The organism is Mesorhizobium sp. CO1-1-8 (assembly GCF_020164875.1).
In the GTDB taxonomy this organism is placed as follows: domain Bacteria; phylum Pseudomonadota; class Alphaproteobacteria; order Rhizobiales; family Rhizobiaceae; genus Mesorhizobium.
Window position 1 is genome coordinate 121,983 of sequence record NZ_JAIUGZ010000010.1, and the last position, 15,081, is coordinate 137,063.

The 15,081-nt window shown below is 63.2% G+C and carries 17 protein-coding genes and 1 tRNA gene; 11 read left to right on the top strand and 7 right to left on the bottom strand.

Features of this window, described 5'->3' with window-relative positions:
* Positions 1-94 precede the first annotated feature (94 nt).
* Positions 95-1,588, top strand: coding sequence for a glycerol kinase GlpK (glpK, locus tag LB558_RS20355; RefSeq protein ID WP_224699170.1), 1,494 nt, complete (start codon positions 95-97; stop codon positions 1,586-1,588).
* Positions 1,589-1,802: 214 nt separating this feature from the next.
* Entirely contained in the window at positions 1,803-2,099 is a 297-nt protein-coding gene (locus LB558_RS20360; protein WP_412033485.1) for a DUF6882 domain-containing protein, read from the top strand.
* A 73-nt stretch (positions 2,100-2,172) separates the two neighbouring features.
* Here the strand turns inward: LB558_RS20360 and LB558_RS20365 are convergent, their stop codons facing one another.
* A complete protein-coding gene (locus tag LB558_RS20365) occupies positions 2,173-2,640 on the bottom strand; it encodes a BA14K family protein (RefSeq protein WP_224699172.1) in 468 nt (155 codons plus the stop codon).
* Positions 2,641-2,895: 255 nt separating this feature from the next.
* Between LB558_RS20365 and LB558_RS20370 the strand changes: the two genes are divergently transcribed.
* Positions 2,896-2,971, top strand: a tRNA-Lys gene (locus LB558_RS20370).
* Positions 2,972-3,213: 242 nt separating this feature from the next.
* Here the strand turns inward: LB558_RS20370 and LB558_RS20375 are convergent.
* From LB558_RS20375 to LB558_RS20395, 5 genes are all read right to left on the bottom strand, one after another.
* Entirely contained in the window at positions 3,214-3,684 is a 471-nt protein-coding gene (locus tag LB558_RS20375; protein WP_224699173.1) for a nucleoside deaminase, read from the bottom strand.
* A gap of 254 nt (positions 3,685-3,938) precedes the next feature.
* The gene (gene dprA, locus LB558_RS20380; RefSeq protein ID WP_224699283.1) at positions 3,939-5,078 is read right to left on the bottom strand and encodes a DNA-processing protein DprA; all 1,140 of its coding nucleotides are present in this window, start codon (positions 5,076-5,078) and stop codon (positions 3,939-3,941) included.
* A 38-nt stretch (positions 5,079-5,116) separates the two neighbouring features.
* Positions 5,117-5,704, bottom strand: a complete 588-nt coding sequence (plsY, locus tag LB558_RS20385) for a glycerol-3-phosphate 1-O-acyltransferase PlsY (protein WP_224699174.1) — start codon at positions 5,702-5,704, stop codon at positions 5,117-5,119.
* Between the two features lie 33 nt (positions 5,705-5,737).
* On the bottom strand, positions 5,738-7,045 hold the full coding sequence (locus LB558_RS20390; protein WP_224699175.1) for a dihydroorotase: 1,308 nt from the start codon (positions 7,043-7,045) through the stop codon (positions 5,738-5,740).
* Positions 7,042-8,022, bottom strand: coding sequence for an aspartate carbamoyltransferase catalytic subunit (locus tag LB558_RS20395; RefSeq protein ID WP_224699176.1), 981 nt, complete (start codon positions 8,020-8,022; stop codon positions 7,042-7,044). Before LB558_RS20395 ends, LB558_RS20390 begins: the two co-directional genes overlap by 4 nt.
* A 193-nt stretch (positions 8,023-8,215) precedes the next feature.
* Here LB558_RS20395 and LB558_RS20400 point away from each other — a divergent pair, with 193 nt between their 5' ends.
* From LB558_RS20400 to LB558_RS20410, 3 genes are all read left to right on the top strand, one after another.
* Complete coding sequence (locus LB558_RS20400; RefSeq protein WP_224699177.1) at positions 8,216-9,844, top strand: DNA alkylation response protein; 1,629 nt, start codon at positions 8,216-8,218, stop codon at positions 9,842-9,844.
* Between the two features lie 194 nt (positions 9,845-10,038).
* Entirely contained in the window at positions 10,039-10,608 is a 570-nt protein-coding gene (locus LB558_RS20405; protein ID WP_224699178.1) for a hypothetical protein, read from the top strand.
* A complete protein-coding gene (locus tag LB558_RS20410) occupies positions 10,608-10,949 on the top strand; it encodes a DUF6105 family protein (RefSeq protein ID WP_224699179.1) in 342 nt (113 codons plus the stop codon). Before LB558_RS20405 ends, LB558_RS20410 begins: the two co-directional genes overlap by 1 nt.
* On the opposite strand, the gene ruvX is transcribed toward LB558_RS20410, so the two are convergent.
* On the bottom strand, positions 10,867-11,373 hold the full coding sequence (gene ruvX, locus LB558_RS20415; protein ID WP_224699180.1) for a Holliday junction resolvase RuvX: 507 nt from the start codon (positions 11,371-11,373) through the stop codon (positions 10,867-10,869). The two genes, LB558_RS20410 and ruvX, sit on opposite strands and share 83 nt — an antisense overlap.
* Before the next feature lie 122 nt (positions 11,374-11,495).
* On the opposite strand from ruvX, the gene LB558_RS20420 reads away from it, so the two are divergent.
* The 5 genes from LB558_RS20420 to LB558_RS20440 all read left to right on the top strand — a co-directional run bounded on the left by LB558_RS20420 (position 11,496) and on the right by LB558_RS20440 (position 15,081).
* Positions 11,496-12,203, top strand: a complete 708-nt coding sequence (locus tag LB558_RS20420; RefSeq protein WP_224699181.1) for a metal-dependent hydrolase — start codon at positions 11,496-11,498, stop codon at positions 12,201-12,203.
* Between the two features lie 24 nt (positions 12,204-12,227).
* Complete coding sequence (locus tag LB558_RS20425) at positions 12,228-12,644, top strand: hypothetical protein (RefSeq protein ID WP_224699182.1); 417 nt, start codon at positions 12,228-12,230, stop codon at positions 12,642-12,644.
* 121 nt (positions 12,645-12,765) lie between these two features.
* Positions 12,766-13,053: an Asp-tRNA(Asn)/Glu-tRNA(Gln) amidotransferase subunit GatC gene (gene gatC / locus LB558_RS20430; protein WP_224699183.1), complete on the top strand. Its 288-nt coding sequence runs from the start codon at positions 12,766-12,768 to the stop codon at positions 13,051-13,053.
* Positions 13,054-13,060: 7 nt separating this feature from the next.
* Positions 13,061-13,516 carry a GNAT family N-acetyltransferase gene (locus LB558_RS20435; RefSeq protein ID WP_224699184.1) on the top strand — a complete coding sequence of 152 codons (456 nt, stop codon included), beginning with the start codon at positions 13,061-13,063 and terminating at the stop codon, positions 13,514-13,516.
* The gene (locus LB558_RS20440; RefSeq protein ID WP_109669089.1) at positions 13,516-15,081 is read left to right on the top strand and encodes an amidase; all 1,566 of its coding nucleotides are present in this window, start codon (positions 13,516-13,518) and stop codon (positions 15,079-15,081) included. Before LB558_RS20435 ends, LB558_RS20440 begins: the two co-directional genes overlap by 1 nt.

A 15,081-nucleotide genomic window follows, 5' to 3' on the forward strand; every position in this document is an offset into this window, starting at 1 on the left:
TGGTGTTGGCGTTCGCGCCCGCATCATGAGAATAGGGGGAGGCGGCATCTTGCCGTCTCCCCTGTTTGTGTAAAAGACTAAGCGGGGAGGCAGAATGACCGGATACATCCTTGCCATCGACCAGGGCACGACATCGACCCGGGCGATCCTGTTCGACGGCGATATGAAGGTTGCCGGCAGCGGGCAGAAGGAATTCACCCAGCACTATCCGGCCTCCGGCTGGGTCGAGCACGATCCCGAGGATATCTGGGCGAGCGTGGTGACGACCGTGAAGGCGGCGCTGAAGAACGCCGGCCGGAATGCCTCAGATGTCGCCGCGCTCGGCATCACCAACCAGCGCGAAACCGTCGTCATCTGGGACAGGGCGACCGGCAAGCCGATCCACAATGCCATTGTCTGGCAGGACCGGCGCACCGCGCCGCTGTGCCAGAAACTCAAGAAGCAGGGGTTGGAGAAGAAGTTCACCCGCAAGACCGGGCTGTTGCTCGATCCCTATTTCTCCGGCACCAAGATCGCCTGGATGCTCGACAAGGTGAAAGGCGCGAGAAAACGCGCCGAGAAGGGCGAACTGCTTGCCGGCACCATCGATAGCTTTTTGATCTGGCGCCTGACCGGCGGCAAGGTTCACGCCACGGACGCCACCAACGCCTCGCGCACGTTGGTCTATAACATCGCTGACAATGCCTGGGACGACGAGCTGCTGTCGATTCTCAACATCCCGGCAAAGATGCTCCCTGAGGTAAAAGATTGCGCCGATGACTATGGAATCACGGAGAAAAATCTTTTTGGCGCAGAGATAATGATCCTCGGCGTTGCCGGCGACCAGCATGCGGCGACCATTGGCCAGGCCTGTTTTGAGCCGGGCATGATGAAATCGACCTATGGCACCGGCTGTTTTGCACTGCTGAACACCGGCAGCGACCTGGTGCGTTCGAAGAACCGGCTCTTGACCACCATCGCCTACCGGCTGAACGGCAAGACGACCTATGCGCTGGAAGGTTCGATCTTCATTGCCGGTGCTGCCGTGCAATGGCTGCGCGATGGCATCAAGGTGATCGGCAAGGCCGAGCAGAGCGGCAAACTGGCTGATGAAGCCGATCCGACCCAAAACGTTTATCTGGTGCCGGCCTTCGTCGGGCTCGGCGCACCGCACTGGGATGCCGAGGCACGTGGCGCCATTTTCGGGCTGACCCGCAATTCCGGTCCGGCGGAGTTTGCCCGCGCCGCCCTGGAAGCCGTCGCCTACCAGACGCGTGACCTGCTCGACGCCATGCGCAAGGACTGGAAGAGCGCTTCGGCCAAGACCGTGCTGCGGGTCGACGGCGGCATGGTGGCGTCGGACTGGACCATGCAGCGTCTGGCCGACATCCTCGATGCGCCGGTCGACCGCCCGACCATTCTGGAGACGACGGCGCTCGGTGCCGCCTGGCTGGCTGGCTCGAAGGCAGGTGTGTGGCCGGATGCCAAAAAGTTCGCGAAAAGCTGGGCACTCGAACGGCGCTTCCAGCCTGACATGGATGCCCTAAAGCGCGCAGCTAAGCTCGCTGGTTGGCGCGATGCTGTGCGAAGGACGCTGAGCGTGCAATAAGCAGCCAACAGGTGGTAAATAATGGGGGCGAGGGATTGAAACCAGACTGGTATCCTGCGTGGCGCGAGGAGGCTATCGAACAGCTGAATGCCAAGAATGCACGCTTGAACAAAGATTTCCACCTCGGCAGCTGGTCGCGTTATGATTATGACCTTACGGCCGGAAAGCTCCTTTTCTCGGATAAGGAGGCGTCAAGATCGTCACCGAAATCCAAATTGCGGGCTCTACGAGCGCCAAGGCCAGCAACTGGCTGTGGGCTTGGTCAAATTCGAATTTGCCCGGCGAGCTTCTCAGCGACGCCAAGCTGGTTCGCTCCTTCGGCGAGAAGAACAGCATAGATGAGTTGACGCAGGCCTACGTGACCGACGCCGACAATGACCTGGAAGCGCTGGGCTGGGAATTGACTGGAGCGATGGCTCGAATTTGCGATGCTCTTGGGGCGTACCGTTCACCGCGTGGTGAGGGTGGAGCGCTGTATTTGATTTTTAAGAGCTTCAGCTGGGCGATCTGACAACGACCTTCCGCGATAGAAAAGCCCGCGCTGTTTCCGACGCGGGCTTTTTACTCAGCACTCACACTATGGATCAGTAAGGCGAACGGCACTCCTTGCGAGGGCCGTAATTCGGCTGGAACGTGTTGTCCGAAGCGCGGTAGCTGCGATAGTGGTCGTAGCACCACTGCACATGCGAGTTGCCTCCGTAGACGCGGTTGTTTTCGTTGTTGATGATCGCGCCGGTGATCAGGGCGCCAGTCGCGAACGCCGCCAGCGGGAACCAATAATCGCCATGGCGGCGATAGCCGCGGCGATATTCTCGATAGCCGCGATGGCCGTTCCAATACGCTCCGCGATTGCGGGAAAAACTGCGGTCACGCGAAAAATTGCGATTGTAGCGGTCCTTGCGCCACTCCCGGTACTGGACTGTCTGAACATCCGGCACCGCGACCTGGGGCTGCGGCACATAGTTCGGTTGGGCGTTAACCGACACCGCCTCCGCCGCAACGAATGTGACGGAGAGTGTGGCCGCCAGCAGGCTCGTTGTGATTCTGTTCATTGGTCTTCTCCTCGATGGTTGGCGGACGTCCCTGTGCCGAGAAAACGAGCGGCGCATACAATTGTTCCCCAGACTGGATGCCGCTGTCGGGAAGAAATGGCAGTTTTCCTTGGCAGTTCTCCCACCGGCGGCGCGGCGGGCAAGTATCACAACAGGGCGAAGCCCCCGTGGTTGCGAGCCCTCTTTTTCCGGTTGACCGGTCGAGGCACTCTCCCTATGTTCCGCGCAATTTCGAGGGCCGCCTTTCGCCCGCGGGAGCGCGTAGCTCAGCCGGTAGAGCAACTGACTTTTAATCAGTAGGTCTCGGGTTCGAACCCCGACGCGCTCACCACATCTTTAACGTTAAATATCAGCGGCTTAGGGCTTTTTAGTCTTTTGGGAAAAGCATCATTGTGCGACTTTTCGCGGCCCGTGCGACTTCTTAAAGATCTCGCCACGGGCAACGACACGACAAGATCCTCGGACTTGGGATCGTCGATTCTGTAAGTCTTTGATTTTGTTAAACGGCAGCGGTAGTGAGGCTCCGACCGATCCGACAGTCACTGCTGCCATTTATCGGCTGGCTCGAAACCATCAGCGCTTCCAGAAATCGCGGTGCGGTGCGAGCATCTCGTCGGCAATTTCTGGGAAGGGGCCAAAGACCTCGATCTTTTTCTGGCCGGAGTCGAGGACGGTGCGCGAAGAGAGGCTCATCGTCGGATTGTCCGCGTGATCCCCGGTGAGCGCCAGGAGCTCGGTCTCTTCGACCCCGTAAACCAGCCGCCCGATATTGGCCCAATACATCGTGCCGGCGCACATGGCGCACGGCTCGAAGGTTGAGACCAGCGTGCATTGCCACAGGAACTCCGGCTCGTAGGCAGCCGCCGCGCGTCGGGCGAGCTCCGTCTCGGCATGGCGCACCGTGTCGAGATTGCCCTGCCGCATCAGCACGCGGCCGTCCGGCCCGACCAGAACGCAACCGAACGGATGATGCCCATGCGCCGCCGCCTCGCGCGCGACCGCGTCGGCGGATCGAAGGTGGGCGAGCATCTGATCGCGTGTCATGGCGAAATCCTGGGACGCCAGCATCCAACCGATAGCGGCTCCTTGGGCGAAGATTGCCGCCAACGAACGCGAGTGGCAAGAGCAAACCGCCGCTTGAGGCCTTCGCGTCGGGATCTGAGATCTTTGCCCACAATCGCCTACCGGTCTTGGCGGCGAACGGATGAGCGCAGGCGCGGCAAAGCGGAAGACCGGCTGAAAAGGCTATCCTCGCCGAGCTTCTCGAAGCAGTTCGGCGGCGCGAAATGCGAACAGCGTCAGACGGAAGGCTCCCCAAACACCAATGAAACATGTCCGCCCGCATGGCGCTCGATGCGGCCGGCGAGGTCGAGTTCCAGCAGCACCATGAAGACCTGGGCCGGGTGCAGGCCGGTATGGCGGATGATCTCGTCGACCGACACTGGCGTTGGGCCGAGCGCCTCGATGACGCGGGTGCGGTCGCTTTCGCCGGGCGGTGGCGTGGCCAAGAAGTCGGGCGGCTCTTCGAATGGAGGCACGTCGGGCGCCCGCATGCCGGTCAGCGGGGCGATAGCCCGCGAAATGTCAGAGGCCTCGGTGACCAGGGTGGCGCCATCCTTGAGCAGTCCGTTGGTGCCGGCGGCACGTGGATCGAGCGGTGAGCCCGGTACGGCGAAGACCAGCCGGCCCATTTCGCCGGCAAGCCTGGCGCTGATCAGTGATCCAGAGCGTTGCGCTGCCTCGATCACCACCAGCCCAAGGGCCGCACCCGCGACAAGACGGTTGCGGCGCGGGAAATCCTGGGCGCGCGGCTGCCAGCCGAAGGGCATTTCCGAAACGATGGCGCCGCGCTCGGCAATTTCCTCGCACAGGCCGGCATTTTCAGGCGGGTAGGGCAGGTCGAGGCCGCCGGCCAGGACGCCGATGGTGCCGGTCGCCAGACTGCCCTGATGCGCCGCTGTGTCGATGCCGCGCGCCAGCCCGGAGACGATTGCGTAGCCGTCGCGGCCAAGATCGGCGGCCAGCATACGCGCCATCTTGATGCCGGCCAGCGATGCGTTGCGGGCGCCGACAATAGCGACCCCTGGCAGTCGGAAGACAGCGGCATTGCCCTTGACCGCCAGCAGTGGCGGGGGATGGTCCATGTTGCGCAAGAGCGGCGGATAGTCGGGTTCGCCGATACCGACGAAGCGCGCACGGGCTTTTCGGGCGGTCTCCAATTCGGCCTCGGCTTCGGCGACCGAAGGGATGCGGGCGATCCGGCGGGCGCCGCCCGAGATCATCAGTTCCGGCAGCATTTCCAGCGCCACCTCGGCCGACCCGAAGCGGTTGATTAGGTCGCGAAAGGAAGCGGGGCCGACATTCTGGGTGCGGATCAGCCGAAGCCAGCTCAGCCGCTGCCGGTCGCTGAGGCGCGGCCCGGCGGCCGGCTCGCTCACCGCGGTGGCGCGATCGCTCACCTCGGTGGCGCGCTCGCTCATCCCTTGGCTCCGATCTTGCCCTCGGTGCCGGCAAGCAGGCGTGAGATATTTTCCCTGTGTTTGAGGAAAACGATGATGCTCATCACCACGAACAGGGCAGCAATCTGCGGCGTGCTAAGGACATAGATAGCGATCGGCACGATGACGGCTGCCGTCAGCGCCGCCAGCGAGGAATACCGGAACAGGAAAGCCATCACCAGCCAGACGACGGCGAAGATCAGCGCCACCTGCCACGCAAGGCCGATCAGTACGCCGAGATAGGTTGCGACGCCCTTGCCGCCCTTGAACCCGAGCCAGACCGGGAAGAGATGGCCGAGAAAGGCGCCGAGACCGGCCCAGATCGCCAGGTCAGGCGCGAAATGGCCTGCTATCAGCACGGCGGCCGTGCCCTTCAGCGCATCGAGCAGCAGCGTCGCTGCGGCAAGGCCCTTGTTGCCGGTTCGCAGAACATTGGTGGCGCCGATATTGCCGGAGCCGATCTTGCGCACATCGCCAAGGCCGGCGGCGCGGGTGAGCAGGAGTCCGAAAGGAATCGAGCCCAGGAGATAGCCAAACACGAGCGCTGGGATGAGGCTGTAAGTCATTGTTTCCCCCCGCATTCCCCCTGACGGGCCGGGTCAGGCGCGATGCGCGGTGGCCGGCTCGGAGAACACTGTGCGGCCCGCAACCAGCGTTTGCAAGACCTTGCCTTGCAGCCGCGCGCCTTCGAAACAGGTGTTTTTCGAGCGCGAACGAATGCCGCTTTCGCTGACGATCCAGGGTTCGTCGAGGTCGACAAGGGCAAGATCGGCGACAGCGCCGGGCTTCAGCGTGCCGCCGGGCAGTCCGAACAGTTTTGCGGGAGCGGTGGACAAGGTCTCGATCAGCCGGAGCAACGGCACGTCGCCATTGTGGTAGAGCCGCAATGCGGCGCCCAGCAGCGTCTCCAACCCGATGGCGCCAGCCGCCGCATCGGCGAAGGGCAGGCGCTTGGTGTCGACGTCCTGCGGATCGTGCGAGGAGACAATGATGTCGATCGTGCCGTCCCTGACCGCCTCTATCATCGCCAGCCGATCTTCCTCGGCGCGCAAAGGCGGCGTCAGGCGGAAAAAGGTGCGGTATTCGCCGACGTCGTTTTCATTGAGCGACAGATTGTGGATCGCCACGCCCGATGTGACGGCCGCGCCATCGGCCTTCGCACGCGTGACGGCGTTTGCCGCCATCGCCGTCGAGATCTTTGCCGCGTGGTACGAACCGCGCGTCAGCCGCGCCAAGGCCAGATCGCGTTCCAGCGGGATGGATTCGGCTTCACGCGGAATGCCGGAAAGGCCGAGCCAGCTTGCGTAGAGCCCCTCGTTCATCACGCCGGATGAACCGAGGTCCGCATCCTGCGTCTCGTGCACGATGGTGGCGCCGAAGTCGCGCGCATAGGTCAGCGCGCGGCGCATCACCAGTGCACTCGATATGGTGTGGCGGCCGTCGGTGAAGGCGACAGCGCCGGCTTCGCGCAGCAGGCCGAACTCGGTCATTTCGCGCCCGTCGAGGCCCTTGGTGATCGCCGCGGCTGGAAAGACGTTGACGCTTGCCGTGTCCTTGGCGGTGCGCAGCACGAATTCGACCAGTGCCACATTGTCGATCACCGGATCGGTATCGGGCATCATGACGATAGAGGTGACGCCGCCGGCCGCCGCCGCAACACTTGCCGACGCGATAGTCTCGCGATGCTCGCCGCCCGGTTCGCCGATGAAGACGCGGCCATCGATCAGGCCTGGAATGATCGCCTTACCGGCGCAGTCGATGACGGTTGCGCCCTCGGGGGCGCCCTGGTTTAGCGCTGCCTTGCCGGCGGCAACGATCTCGCGGCCATCGATGATGACGGCGCCGACTTCATCGATGCCGCGCGAAGGGTCGACGATGCGGGCGCGCCCAAAAACCGTTATGCTCATGCGCCGCGGCCCTCATGGTTGCGGCCCTCTTGATTGCGACGGGGGTCGAGCAGCGCTTCCATGACCGCCATGCGCACGGCGACGCCCATCTCGACCTGTTCTTGGATGACGCTTTGCGGACCGTCAGCGATTTCCGAGGCGATCTCGACGCCGCGGTTCATCGGCCCGGGATGCATCACCAGCGCGTCGTCCTTGGCTGCCTTCAGTTTCTCGGCATCGAGGCCGAAATAGCGGAAATATTCGCGCACCGACGGCACGAAGGCGCCTTCCATCCGCTCGCGCTGCAGGCGCAGCATCATCACCACGTCGGCGTCCTTGAGGCCCTCGGCCATCGATCGGGTGACGATGACGCCCATCTTCTCGATGCCGGTGGGCAGCAGCGTCGACGGCGCGACGACGCGCACCTGCGCGCCGAGCGCGTTGAGCAGCATGATGTTGGAACGCGCCACGCGCGAATGCAGGATGTCGCCGCAGATAGCCACGATGAGCTTCAACAGCGGACCCTTGGCGCGGCGGATGGTCAGCGCATCGAGCAGCGCCTGTGTCGGGTGTTCATGCGCGCCGTCGCCGGCATTGACCACGGAGCAACCGACCTTCTGCGCCAGAAGCGCGGCCGCACCGGCCGATTGGTGGCGGATGATCAGAATGTCGGGGCGCATGGCGTTCAGCGTCATCGCCGTGTCGATGAGCGTTTCGCCCTTCTTCACCGAGGAACTCGCAACCGACATGTTCATGACATCGGCGCCAAGCCGCTTTCCGGCCAACTCGAACGACGACTGCGTGCGCGTCGATGCTTCATAGAAGAGGTTGATCTGGGTGCGGCCGCGCAGCGTCGAGGTTTTTTTCTCTGACTGCCGCGAGATGGCGACCGCTCGATCCGCCCTGTCGAGCAACAGCTCGATGTCGGCGGGCGAAAGATCGCGGATGCCCAGAAGATGGCGGTGAGGGTAGAGTGGCAGGGACGAAGCGTCGGTCATCTCAAGGCGCTGCTATAGGGTGGAGACCTTGCGGCTGCAAGCGCCAGCTTTGCATTGGAGCCGTTCTCCTCTATTTTTTCGCGTAGATGGTCGATTACATCGGCCGGTATTTTCGTCGCGCGCGCTGCATGGCTTGGCTATATCTAGCCGACAGCCTCGGATTCGTGGCTTCCTGACGATAGAAGGATTGGGCGTGACCGACGACGTGACGAACCAGCCGCCGCCGCTGACGGGCGGCAACGCCTGGCGGGGCGATCCGTTGCTGATCCAGCTCGCGGAGCGTTTTTCCGATCCGGTGCGCAAGGAACTCGACGGTCTCGGCCGTTTCGTGCTGACGCAGGAGGCGCAGGAACTGGCGCGCCTCGCCAATGTCGAGACCCCGAAGCTGAGGACCCATGATCGCCAGGGACGGCGCATCGACGTGGTCGAGTTCCATCCCGCCTATCACGCCTTGATGCGCCGCTCGGTGGCCAACGGGCTGCATTCCTCGGTGTGGGAGAACGGCGACACCGAGATCGGCCGCCGCCATCAGGTCCGTGCCGCCCGGTTTTATCTGACGGCTGAGCTCGAGACAGGGCATCTGTGCCCCATCACCATGACCAACGCTTCGCTCGCCGCCCTGATGGCCAGCCCAAAGCTGTTTCGCGAATGGGCGCCGCGCGTGACGACGCGCAAATACGACCAGAGCCAGAAGCCGCCCGTCGAGAAGACGGGGCTGACGCTCGGCATGGGCATGACGGAGAAACAAGGCGGCACCGATGTGCGCGCCAATGTGACGAGGGCGGAACGCGCCGGCAGCGGTTTTTATCGGTTGACCGGGCACAAATGGTTCATGTCGGCGCCGATGTCGGATGCCTTCCTGGTGCTGGCGCAGGCGCCGGAGGGGCTGTCGTGCTTCCTCGTGCCGCGCGTTCTCGGTGACGGCTCGGGCAACGGTTTCCGCTTCCAGCGGCTGAAGGACAAGCTCGGCAACCGATCCAACGCATCCTCCGAAGTCGAATTCGTCAATGCCATCGGCGAGATGGTCGGCGAGCCCGGTGCCGGTGTGAAGACGATCATGGACATGGTCACCCTGACCCGGCTCGATTGTGCCATCGCCTCGTCGGCGATCATGCGCGCGGGCCTCGCCGAGGCCGTTCATCACGCCCGCCATCGTCAGGTGTTCGGTTCAACCCTGATCGAGCAGCCGTTGATGCAGCGCGTGCTGGCCGACATGGCGCTCGATGTCGCCGCCGCCACCGCGCTGTCGTTCCGGCTGGCGCGCTCCTTCGACGAGGCGGCCAGCGATCGCGGCGAGGCGGCGTTTGCCCGCGCCATGACGCCGGTCGTCAAATACTGGGTCTGCAAGACCGCCCCCCCGCTGCTCTATGAGGCGATGGAGTGCCTCGGCGGCAATGGCTATGTCGAGGAGGCGCCACTCGCCCGCTACTATCGCGAGGCGCCGGTCAACGCGATCTGGGAAGGCTCGGGCAATGTCATGGCGCTCGACGTGCTGCGCGTTCTTGGCCGCGCGCCCGGCCTGTTCGAAGATGTGCTGGCCGGCATCGACCGTGATCTTGGCGCCGGCGGACGCGGCACGATCGGCGTTCTGAAGGCGGCGATGCAGGTCGCTTCAACCGACGAAGGTTCGGCCCGGCTGCTGACCGAGCAACTGGCACTGTCGGCTGCGGCAGCGGAGTTGCGCCGGCTGGGGGCAGGGCGGATCGCCGACGCTTTCGTCGAGACGCGATTGGCCGGTCAGTGGCGCAACACCTATGGCATGCTCGATTCGCGCCACGATGCGCGCATGATCATCGACACGCTCTATCCGCCGGTGAATTGAGCCGCGATCGTCGCAAAAACCGGCGCCATCCACAGTTTTGAGGCGTTGGTGGGGTACCCTCACGCGTATGGCTAATCGCTGTTAACCTTAACAAATGGTTTCCGTTGCGGCGGCGGGCGGCAAAGCCCACTGTCCCGGCGAAAGCATGGATGGTTCAAATTGGCCGTCCCTTGCTTGGCGAAGCAGGAACACCGATGCGACAGGTACTGACCTCTTTTCTGGCCTTGCACTGGGCGATCGTTTTCGCCCTGCTTGCGCTCATCTGCATCGACGGAAACCGTGGTGTGGCGGCGGCGCTCGGCGTGCTGGGTGCCACAATCGAGGGTACCCGCTTCATCGACCTCGACAATTTCGTTGTCGTGGCGCCGCTAGCCACCGCATTGCTTGTCGTCGCGGTTCTGTTTTTCTGGGCCTTTGTCGAAGCCCTGGTCAACGACGCGACCAGCGCGGGCGCCGACAGCGTTGCCCGCATGGCCTTCATCTGCGCGTCCGGCGTGTTGTCGCTGATCATCATCGGTGGCGCCGCACAAGGCATCAACGGGCTGTTCATGGCTGTCGCCGTGCAGCTGACAGCACTTCTGGCGTCCTATGTCGCCATCCTTGCCGAACGGCGATCCGTGGTTGCGACAGCGGCTTCGGGCGAAGGCGAGATCCATGCCATCGCGCACGGCATGGCAAAAGCCGCAGCCCACAATTCACTGCTTTCACTTATATCAGGCCGAACGGTGTCCAAGACCGGCTCCCATCCCAGGGGAGGCCGCTGATGCGCTACATCTTCGGATTCTGGGCGGCGCCGATGGCGATTTTCTGGGGCTGGTTCTATCTGTCGGCCAATGACATCAATTTCGGCTACACGATGCTCAGCCGACAGATGCACGACTTCTTCTTCCAGCTGTATGGTCAGATGCTCGGCATCGACCCGGCGATCATCCCCGGCATGGTGGCGAAGACGTGTGTCTTCGACGGGTTTCTGCTGATGGCGCTTTGGGCCTTCCGCCGTCGCCGCGCAATCGCCGGCTGGGTCAGACAGCGCTCGGCGGGTAGGGTTCCGTTCGAGCGGATGCGTGGAGCGACTGAAGCCGGTCCAAAACTCCCTGCAGAATAAACGCGGCTGCCGCCGAATCGATCTTGCCGGCGCGCTTGCGGCGCGAGAAATCCATCTCGATCAGCGTCCTTTCGGCCGCGACCGTCGATAGTCTTTCATCCCAGAGCACGAACGGCAGGTCGCTCATCTGTGCCATGTTGCGGACGAAGGCGCGCGATTTCTGCGCACGCGGACCTTCCGAGCCGTCCATGTTGATCGGCAGCCCAATCACCACCGCGCCGGCATTCTCTTTCCGCAGCAAGGCGAGCAGCACCGCCGCATCGAGCGAGAATTTCCTTCGCATGATGACCGGACGCGGATGGGCGAAGGAAAACCTCTGGTCCGAGACCGCGACGCCGATCGTCTTGTCGCCGAGGTCAAGCCCCGCCAGCGTCTTGCCGCCGGTTAGCCGCGCCGGCAATTCCTCGATCGTGATAATCCCCACCGGCCGTCCTTCGCCTTTCACCACCAGGTGTTTTGTCAAACGCGTGGCGGACAAGTAACCCTTTGATCTCGGGGCCATCGGCGTTCTATCCTTTGGCAAGCCAAAAATCGAGGAATGCATTCATGAAACTGACCTGGTACGGCCACTCGGCCTTTCGCATCGAGACCGCTGATGCCAAGATCCTTGTCGATCCCTATCTGATCGGCAATCCGTCCTGGACGGGTGGCTGGGAGGGCCCAGCCGAGGGGATCACGCATGTTCTCCTGACGCATGGCCACAGCGACCACATCAGCGGCGCACTGGAAGTGCTCGGCAAAAGCGGCGCCCAACTGGTCGCCAATTTCGAGATCTGCATGTATCTGGTCGGCAAGGGCGCCAGCGACAAGAAGATCAACCCCGGCAACATCGGCGGCACCGTCGATTGCGGCGGCTTCACCACCACTTTCGTTCAGGCGCTGCACTCGTCCTCGTTCCCGGGCGAGGGCGGCCAGAACACCTATCTCGGCAATCCGGGCGGCCTCGTCCTGCATTTCCCGGAAGACAAAACGCTCTATCACATGGGCGACACCGACATCTTCTCCGACATGGCGCTGATCAACGAGTTGCATGAGCCGAAGATTGGCCTGGTGCCGATCGGCGACCGCTTCACCATGGGCGGCGCGGTGGCGGCACTTGCCTGCCGCCGCTTCTTCAAGTTCGACACCGTGGTTCCCTGTCACTTCGGCACGTTTCCGATGATCGACCCGACCGCCGACAAGTTCGAGGCCGGTATGGAAGGGTCCGGCGTAAAGGTGGCATTGCCTGGCATCGGTGAGACGATTAGGATCTAGGCGTAGCTAAAGTGGAATAAAACCATGGCTTTGAGGCAATCTCTTTGTGTATCGATGCTGGTCGCGGCGTCGCCCGCGCTCGCCGCGGATGATTTCATCGAAGGCGTCTACTTGCAGTCCGAAGAGCTTTGCAAACGGGCCAAAAAGGACACGCTGCAAACGCTGATCGACGCCGGCAACATCGTGCTTTCGCCGCACGGCCTGCAGAGCGTCGAATACAATTGCGAGTTTCTGCAAATCAGCAAGGCGACGGCTTCGCCGAGCTGGGCGGTGACGGCCATCTGCCAGGAACCGGGCTATGTCTTCCCGGATGTCCTCTCGGTGACGCAAATGAACGCGAAGCAGATCGATCTCGTGTCGGTCCGGCCCGTCGACGACGAAAGCGAAGCAAGCGGCAACAGCGGCAGCTACTATCTATGCGAAGGCGTTGCCCTGCCATAGACAGCACCCTGTAGACCGCTGACCGAAGAGCCGGGCCGCCACACGGCCTGCCGCACGATGCATGTTGCGCAGCGCGCGCGGCGCCGCTATAGCCCGAGCTGGTTTTCCCCGAGGCAAAAACATGTCCGTAGATCTTCAGACAGTGAAGCGCGTCGCGCATCTCGCCCGTATCGCGGTGAGCGAAGAAGATGCCGACCGGATGACCGGCGAGCTGAACGCCATTCTGGGCTTCGTCGAACAGCTGAACGAGGTCGATGTTTCCGGCGTCGAACCGATGACCTCAGTGACGCCGATGGAGATGAAGAAGCGCAGGGATGTCGTCACCGACGGCGGCAAGGCAGGCGACATCGTCGCCAACGCGCCGGCGACCGAAGAGAATTTCTTCCTCGTGCCGAAGGTCGTGGAGTAGCCGGCCGATGGCAATCGAGATCGCCATTGAAACGCCACTGCAGGACGATGTGCGCGGTCTGGTCGAGGAACTCAACGCGACCTTGCTCGAACTGACGCCGCCGGAGCATTGCTACCATTTGACGGTCGAGCAGATGGCCGGTGTGGATACGACCGTTTTCATCGCCCGCGACAATGGCATGGCCATCGGCTGCGGCGCGCTGAAGCGCCATGATGGCGCCATCGGCGAGGTCAAGCGCATGTACACGCGGCCTTCGCATCGCGGCCGCAAGATTGGCGCTAGCATCGTAGAGCGGGTCGAGGCGCTGGCGCGAAATGAGGGGCTGAAGCGCTTGGTGCTGGAGACAGGCGATCGTCATCCCGCGGCGTGGACCGTCTATGAACGTGCTGGGTTCTCGCGCTGCGGCCCGGTGCTGGATTATCCCGATTCCGAGTGGTCGGTGTTTTACGAAAAGAGCCTTTGATGAGCGACCTGACCCAGCTGACGATTTCACAGGCCCGCGCCAAGCTGCGTGGCAAGGAAATCACCGCGACCGAGATCACCGAGGCCTACCTCTCGGCCATCGATCGCGCCAATCCTGCGCTCAATGCCTATGTCGCTGTGACCGGCGACAAGGCGCGCGACATGGCCAAGGCGTCCGACGCAAGGCTGGTCAAGGGCGAGGGCGGTGCGCTGGAAGGCATCCCGCTCGGGATCAAGGACCTGTTCGGCACCGAAGGCGTCCATACGCAGGCCTGCAGCCATGTGCTCGACGGGTTCAAGCCGCGCTACGAATCGACCGTTACGTCAAATCTGTGGGCCGACGGCGCGGTCATGCTGGGCAAGCTCAACATGGACGAGTTCGCCATGGGCTCGTCCAACGAGACGTCCTATTATGGGCCGGTCATCAATCCGTGGCGGCGTTCGCGCCTCGACACGGTGGTGATGCCGACGACGCATCAAGGCGACGGCGGCTTCGTCTCGGCCGGTGGCACAAGGACCGCGCGCAGCCTGGACAATGCGCAGCTGGTGCCGGGCGGTTCTTCCGGCGGTTCGGCAACCGCAGTCTCCGCCTTCCTGTGTGCCGGCGCGACCGCGACGGATACTGGCGGTTCGATCCGCCAGCCGGCCGCCTTCACCGGCACGGTCGGCATCAAGCCGACCTATGGCCGCTGCTCGCGCTGGGGCATCGTCGCCTTCGCCTCGTCGCTCGATCAGGCCGGACCGATCGCGCGGGACGTGCGCGACGCCGCGATCCTGCTGAAGTCGATGGCCTCCGTCGATCCGAAGGACACGACGTCGGTCGACCGGCCGGTGCCGGATTATGAGGCGGTGATCGGCAAGCCGATCAAGGGCATGAAGGTAGGCATTCCCAGGGAGTACCGCGTCGACGGCATGCCCGAGGAGATCGAGGCGCTGTGGCAGAAGGGCATTGCCTGGCTGAAGGACGCCGGCGCCGAGATCGTCGACATTTCCCTGCCGCATACCAAATATGCGCTGCCGGCCTACTATATCGTGGCGCCGGCCGAGGCTTCGTCCAACCTCGCCCGCTACGATGGCGTCCGTTACGGATTGCGCGTGCCGGGCAAGGATATCGTCGACATGTATGAGAAGACCCGTGCCGCCGGTTTCGGCCGCGAGGTCAAGCGCCGCATCATGATCGGCACCTATGTGCTGTCGGCCGGCTACTATGACGCCTACTATCTGCAGGCGCAGAAGGTGCGCAATCTGATCAAGCGGGATTTCGAGACTGTCTTCGCCGCCGGCGTCGACGTCATCCTGACCCCGGCAACGCCGTCCGCCGCCTTCGGCATCGCCGACGAGGACATGGCTGCCGATCCGGTCAAGATGTACCTGAATGACATCTTCACGGTCACCGTGAACATGGCCGGCCTGCCGGGCATTGCCGTGCCCGCTGGGCTCGACGCCAAGGGCCTGCCGCTCGGCCTGCAACTGATCGGCCGGCCGTTCGATGAGGAAACCCTGTTCCAGACCGCTGCCGTCATCGAGCAGGCCGCGGGCACATTCCAGCCGGAGAAGTGGTGGTAG

What these genes read in the sequence shown, in the direction of transcription:
- LB558_RS20420 (WP_224699181.1), top strand. Translation starts at nt 11,496, where the DNA reads ATGAAACTGACCTGGTACGGCCACTCGGCCTTTCGCATCGAGACCGCT.
- LB558_RS20440 (WP_109669089.1), top strand. Translation starts at nt 13,516, where the DNA reads ATGAGCGACCTGACCCAGCTGACGATTTCACAGGCCCGCGCCAAGCTG.
- LB558_RS20395 (WP_224699176.1), bottom strand. Translation starts at nt 8,022, where the DNA reads ATGACCGACGCTTCGTCCCTGCCACTCTACCCTCACCGCCATCTTCTG.
- LB558_RS20435 (WP_224699184.1), top strand. Translation starts at nt 13,061, where the DNA reads ATGGCAATCGAGATCGCCATTGAAACGCCACTGCAGGACGATGTGCGC.
- LB558_RS20390 (WP_224699175.1), bottom strand. Translation starts at nt 7,045, where the DNA reads ATGAGCATAACGGTTTTTGGGCGCGCCCGCATCGTCGACCCTTCGCGC.
- LB558_RS20375 (WP_224699173.1), bottom strand. Translation starts at nt 3,684, where the DNA reads ATGACACGCGATCAGATGCTCGCCCACCTTCGATCCGCCGACGCGGTC.
- gatC (WP_224699183.1), top strand. Translation starts at nt 12,766, where the DNA reads ATGTCCGTAGATCTTCAGACAGTGAAGCGCGTCGCGCATCTCGCCCGT.
- LB558_RS20405 (WP_224699178.1), top strand. Translation starts at nt 10,039, where the DNA reads ATGCGACAGGTACTGACCTCTTTTCTGGCCTTGCACTGGGCGATCGTT.
- LB558_RS20425 (WP_224699182.1), top strand. Translation starts at nt 12,228, where the DNA reads ATGGCTTTGAGGCAATCTCTTTGTGTATCGATGCTGGTCGCGGCGTCG.
- LB558_RS20410 (WP_224699179.1), top strand. Translation starts at nt 10,608, where the DNA reads ATGCGCTACATCTTCGGATTCTGGGCGGCGCCGATGGCGATTTTCTGG.
- LB558_RS20365 (WP_224699172.1), bottom strand. Translation starts at nt 2,640, where the DNA reads ATGAACAGAATCACAACGAGCCTGCTGGCGGCCACACTCTCCGTCACA.
- plsY (WP_224699174.1), bottom strand. Translation starts at nt 5,704, where the DNA reads ATGACTTACAGCCTCATCCCAGCGCTCGTGTTTGGCTATCTCCTGGGC.
- glpK (WP_224699170.1), top strand. Translation starts at nt 95, where the DNA reads ATGACCGGATACATCCTTGCCATCGACCAGGGCACGACATCGACCCGG.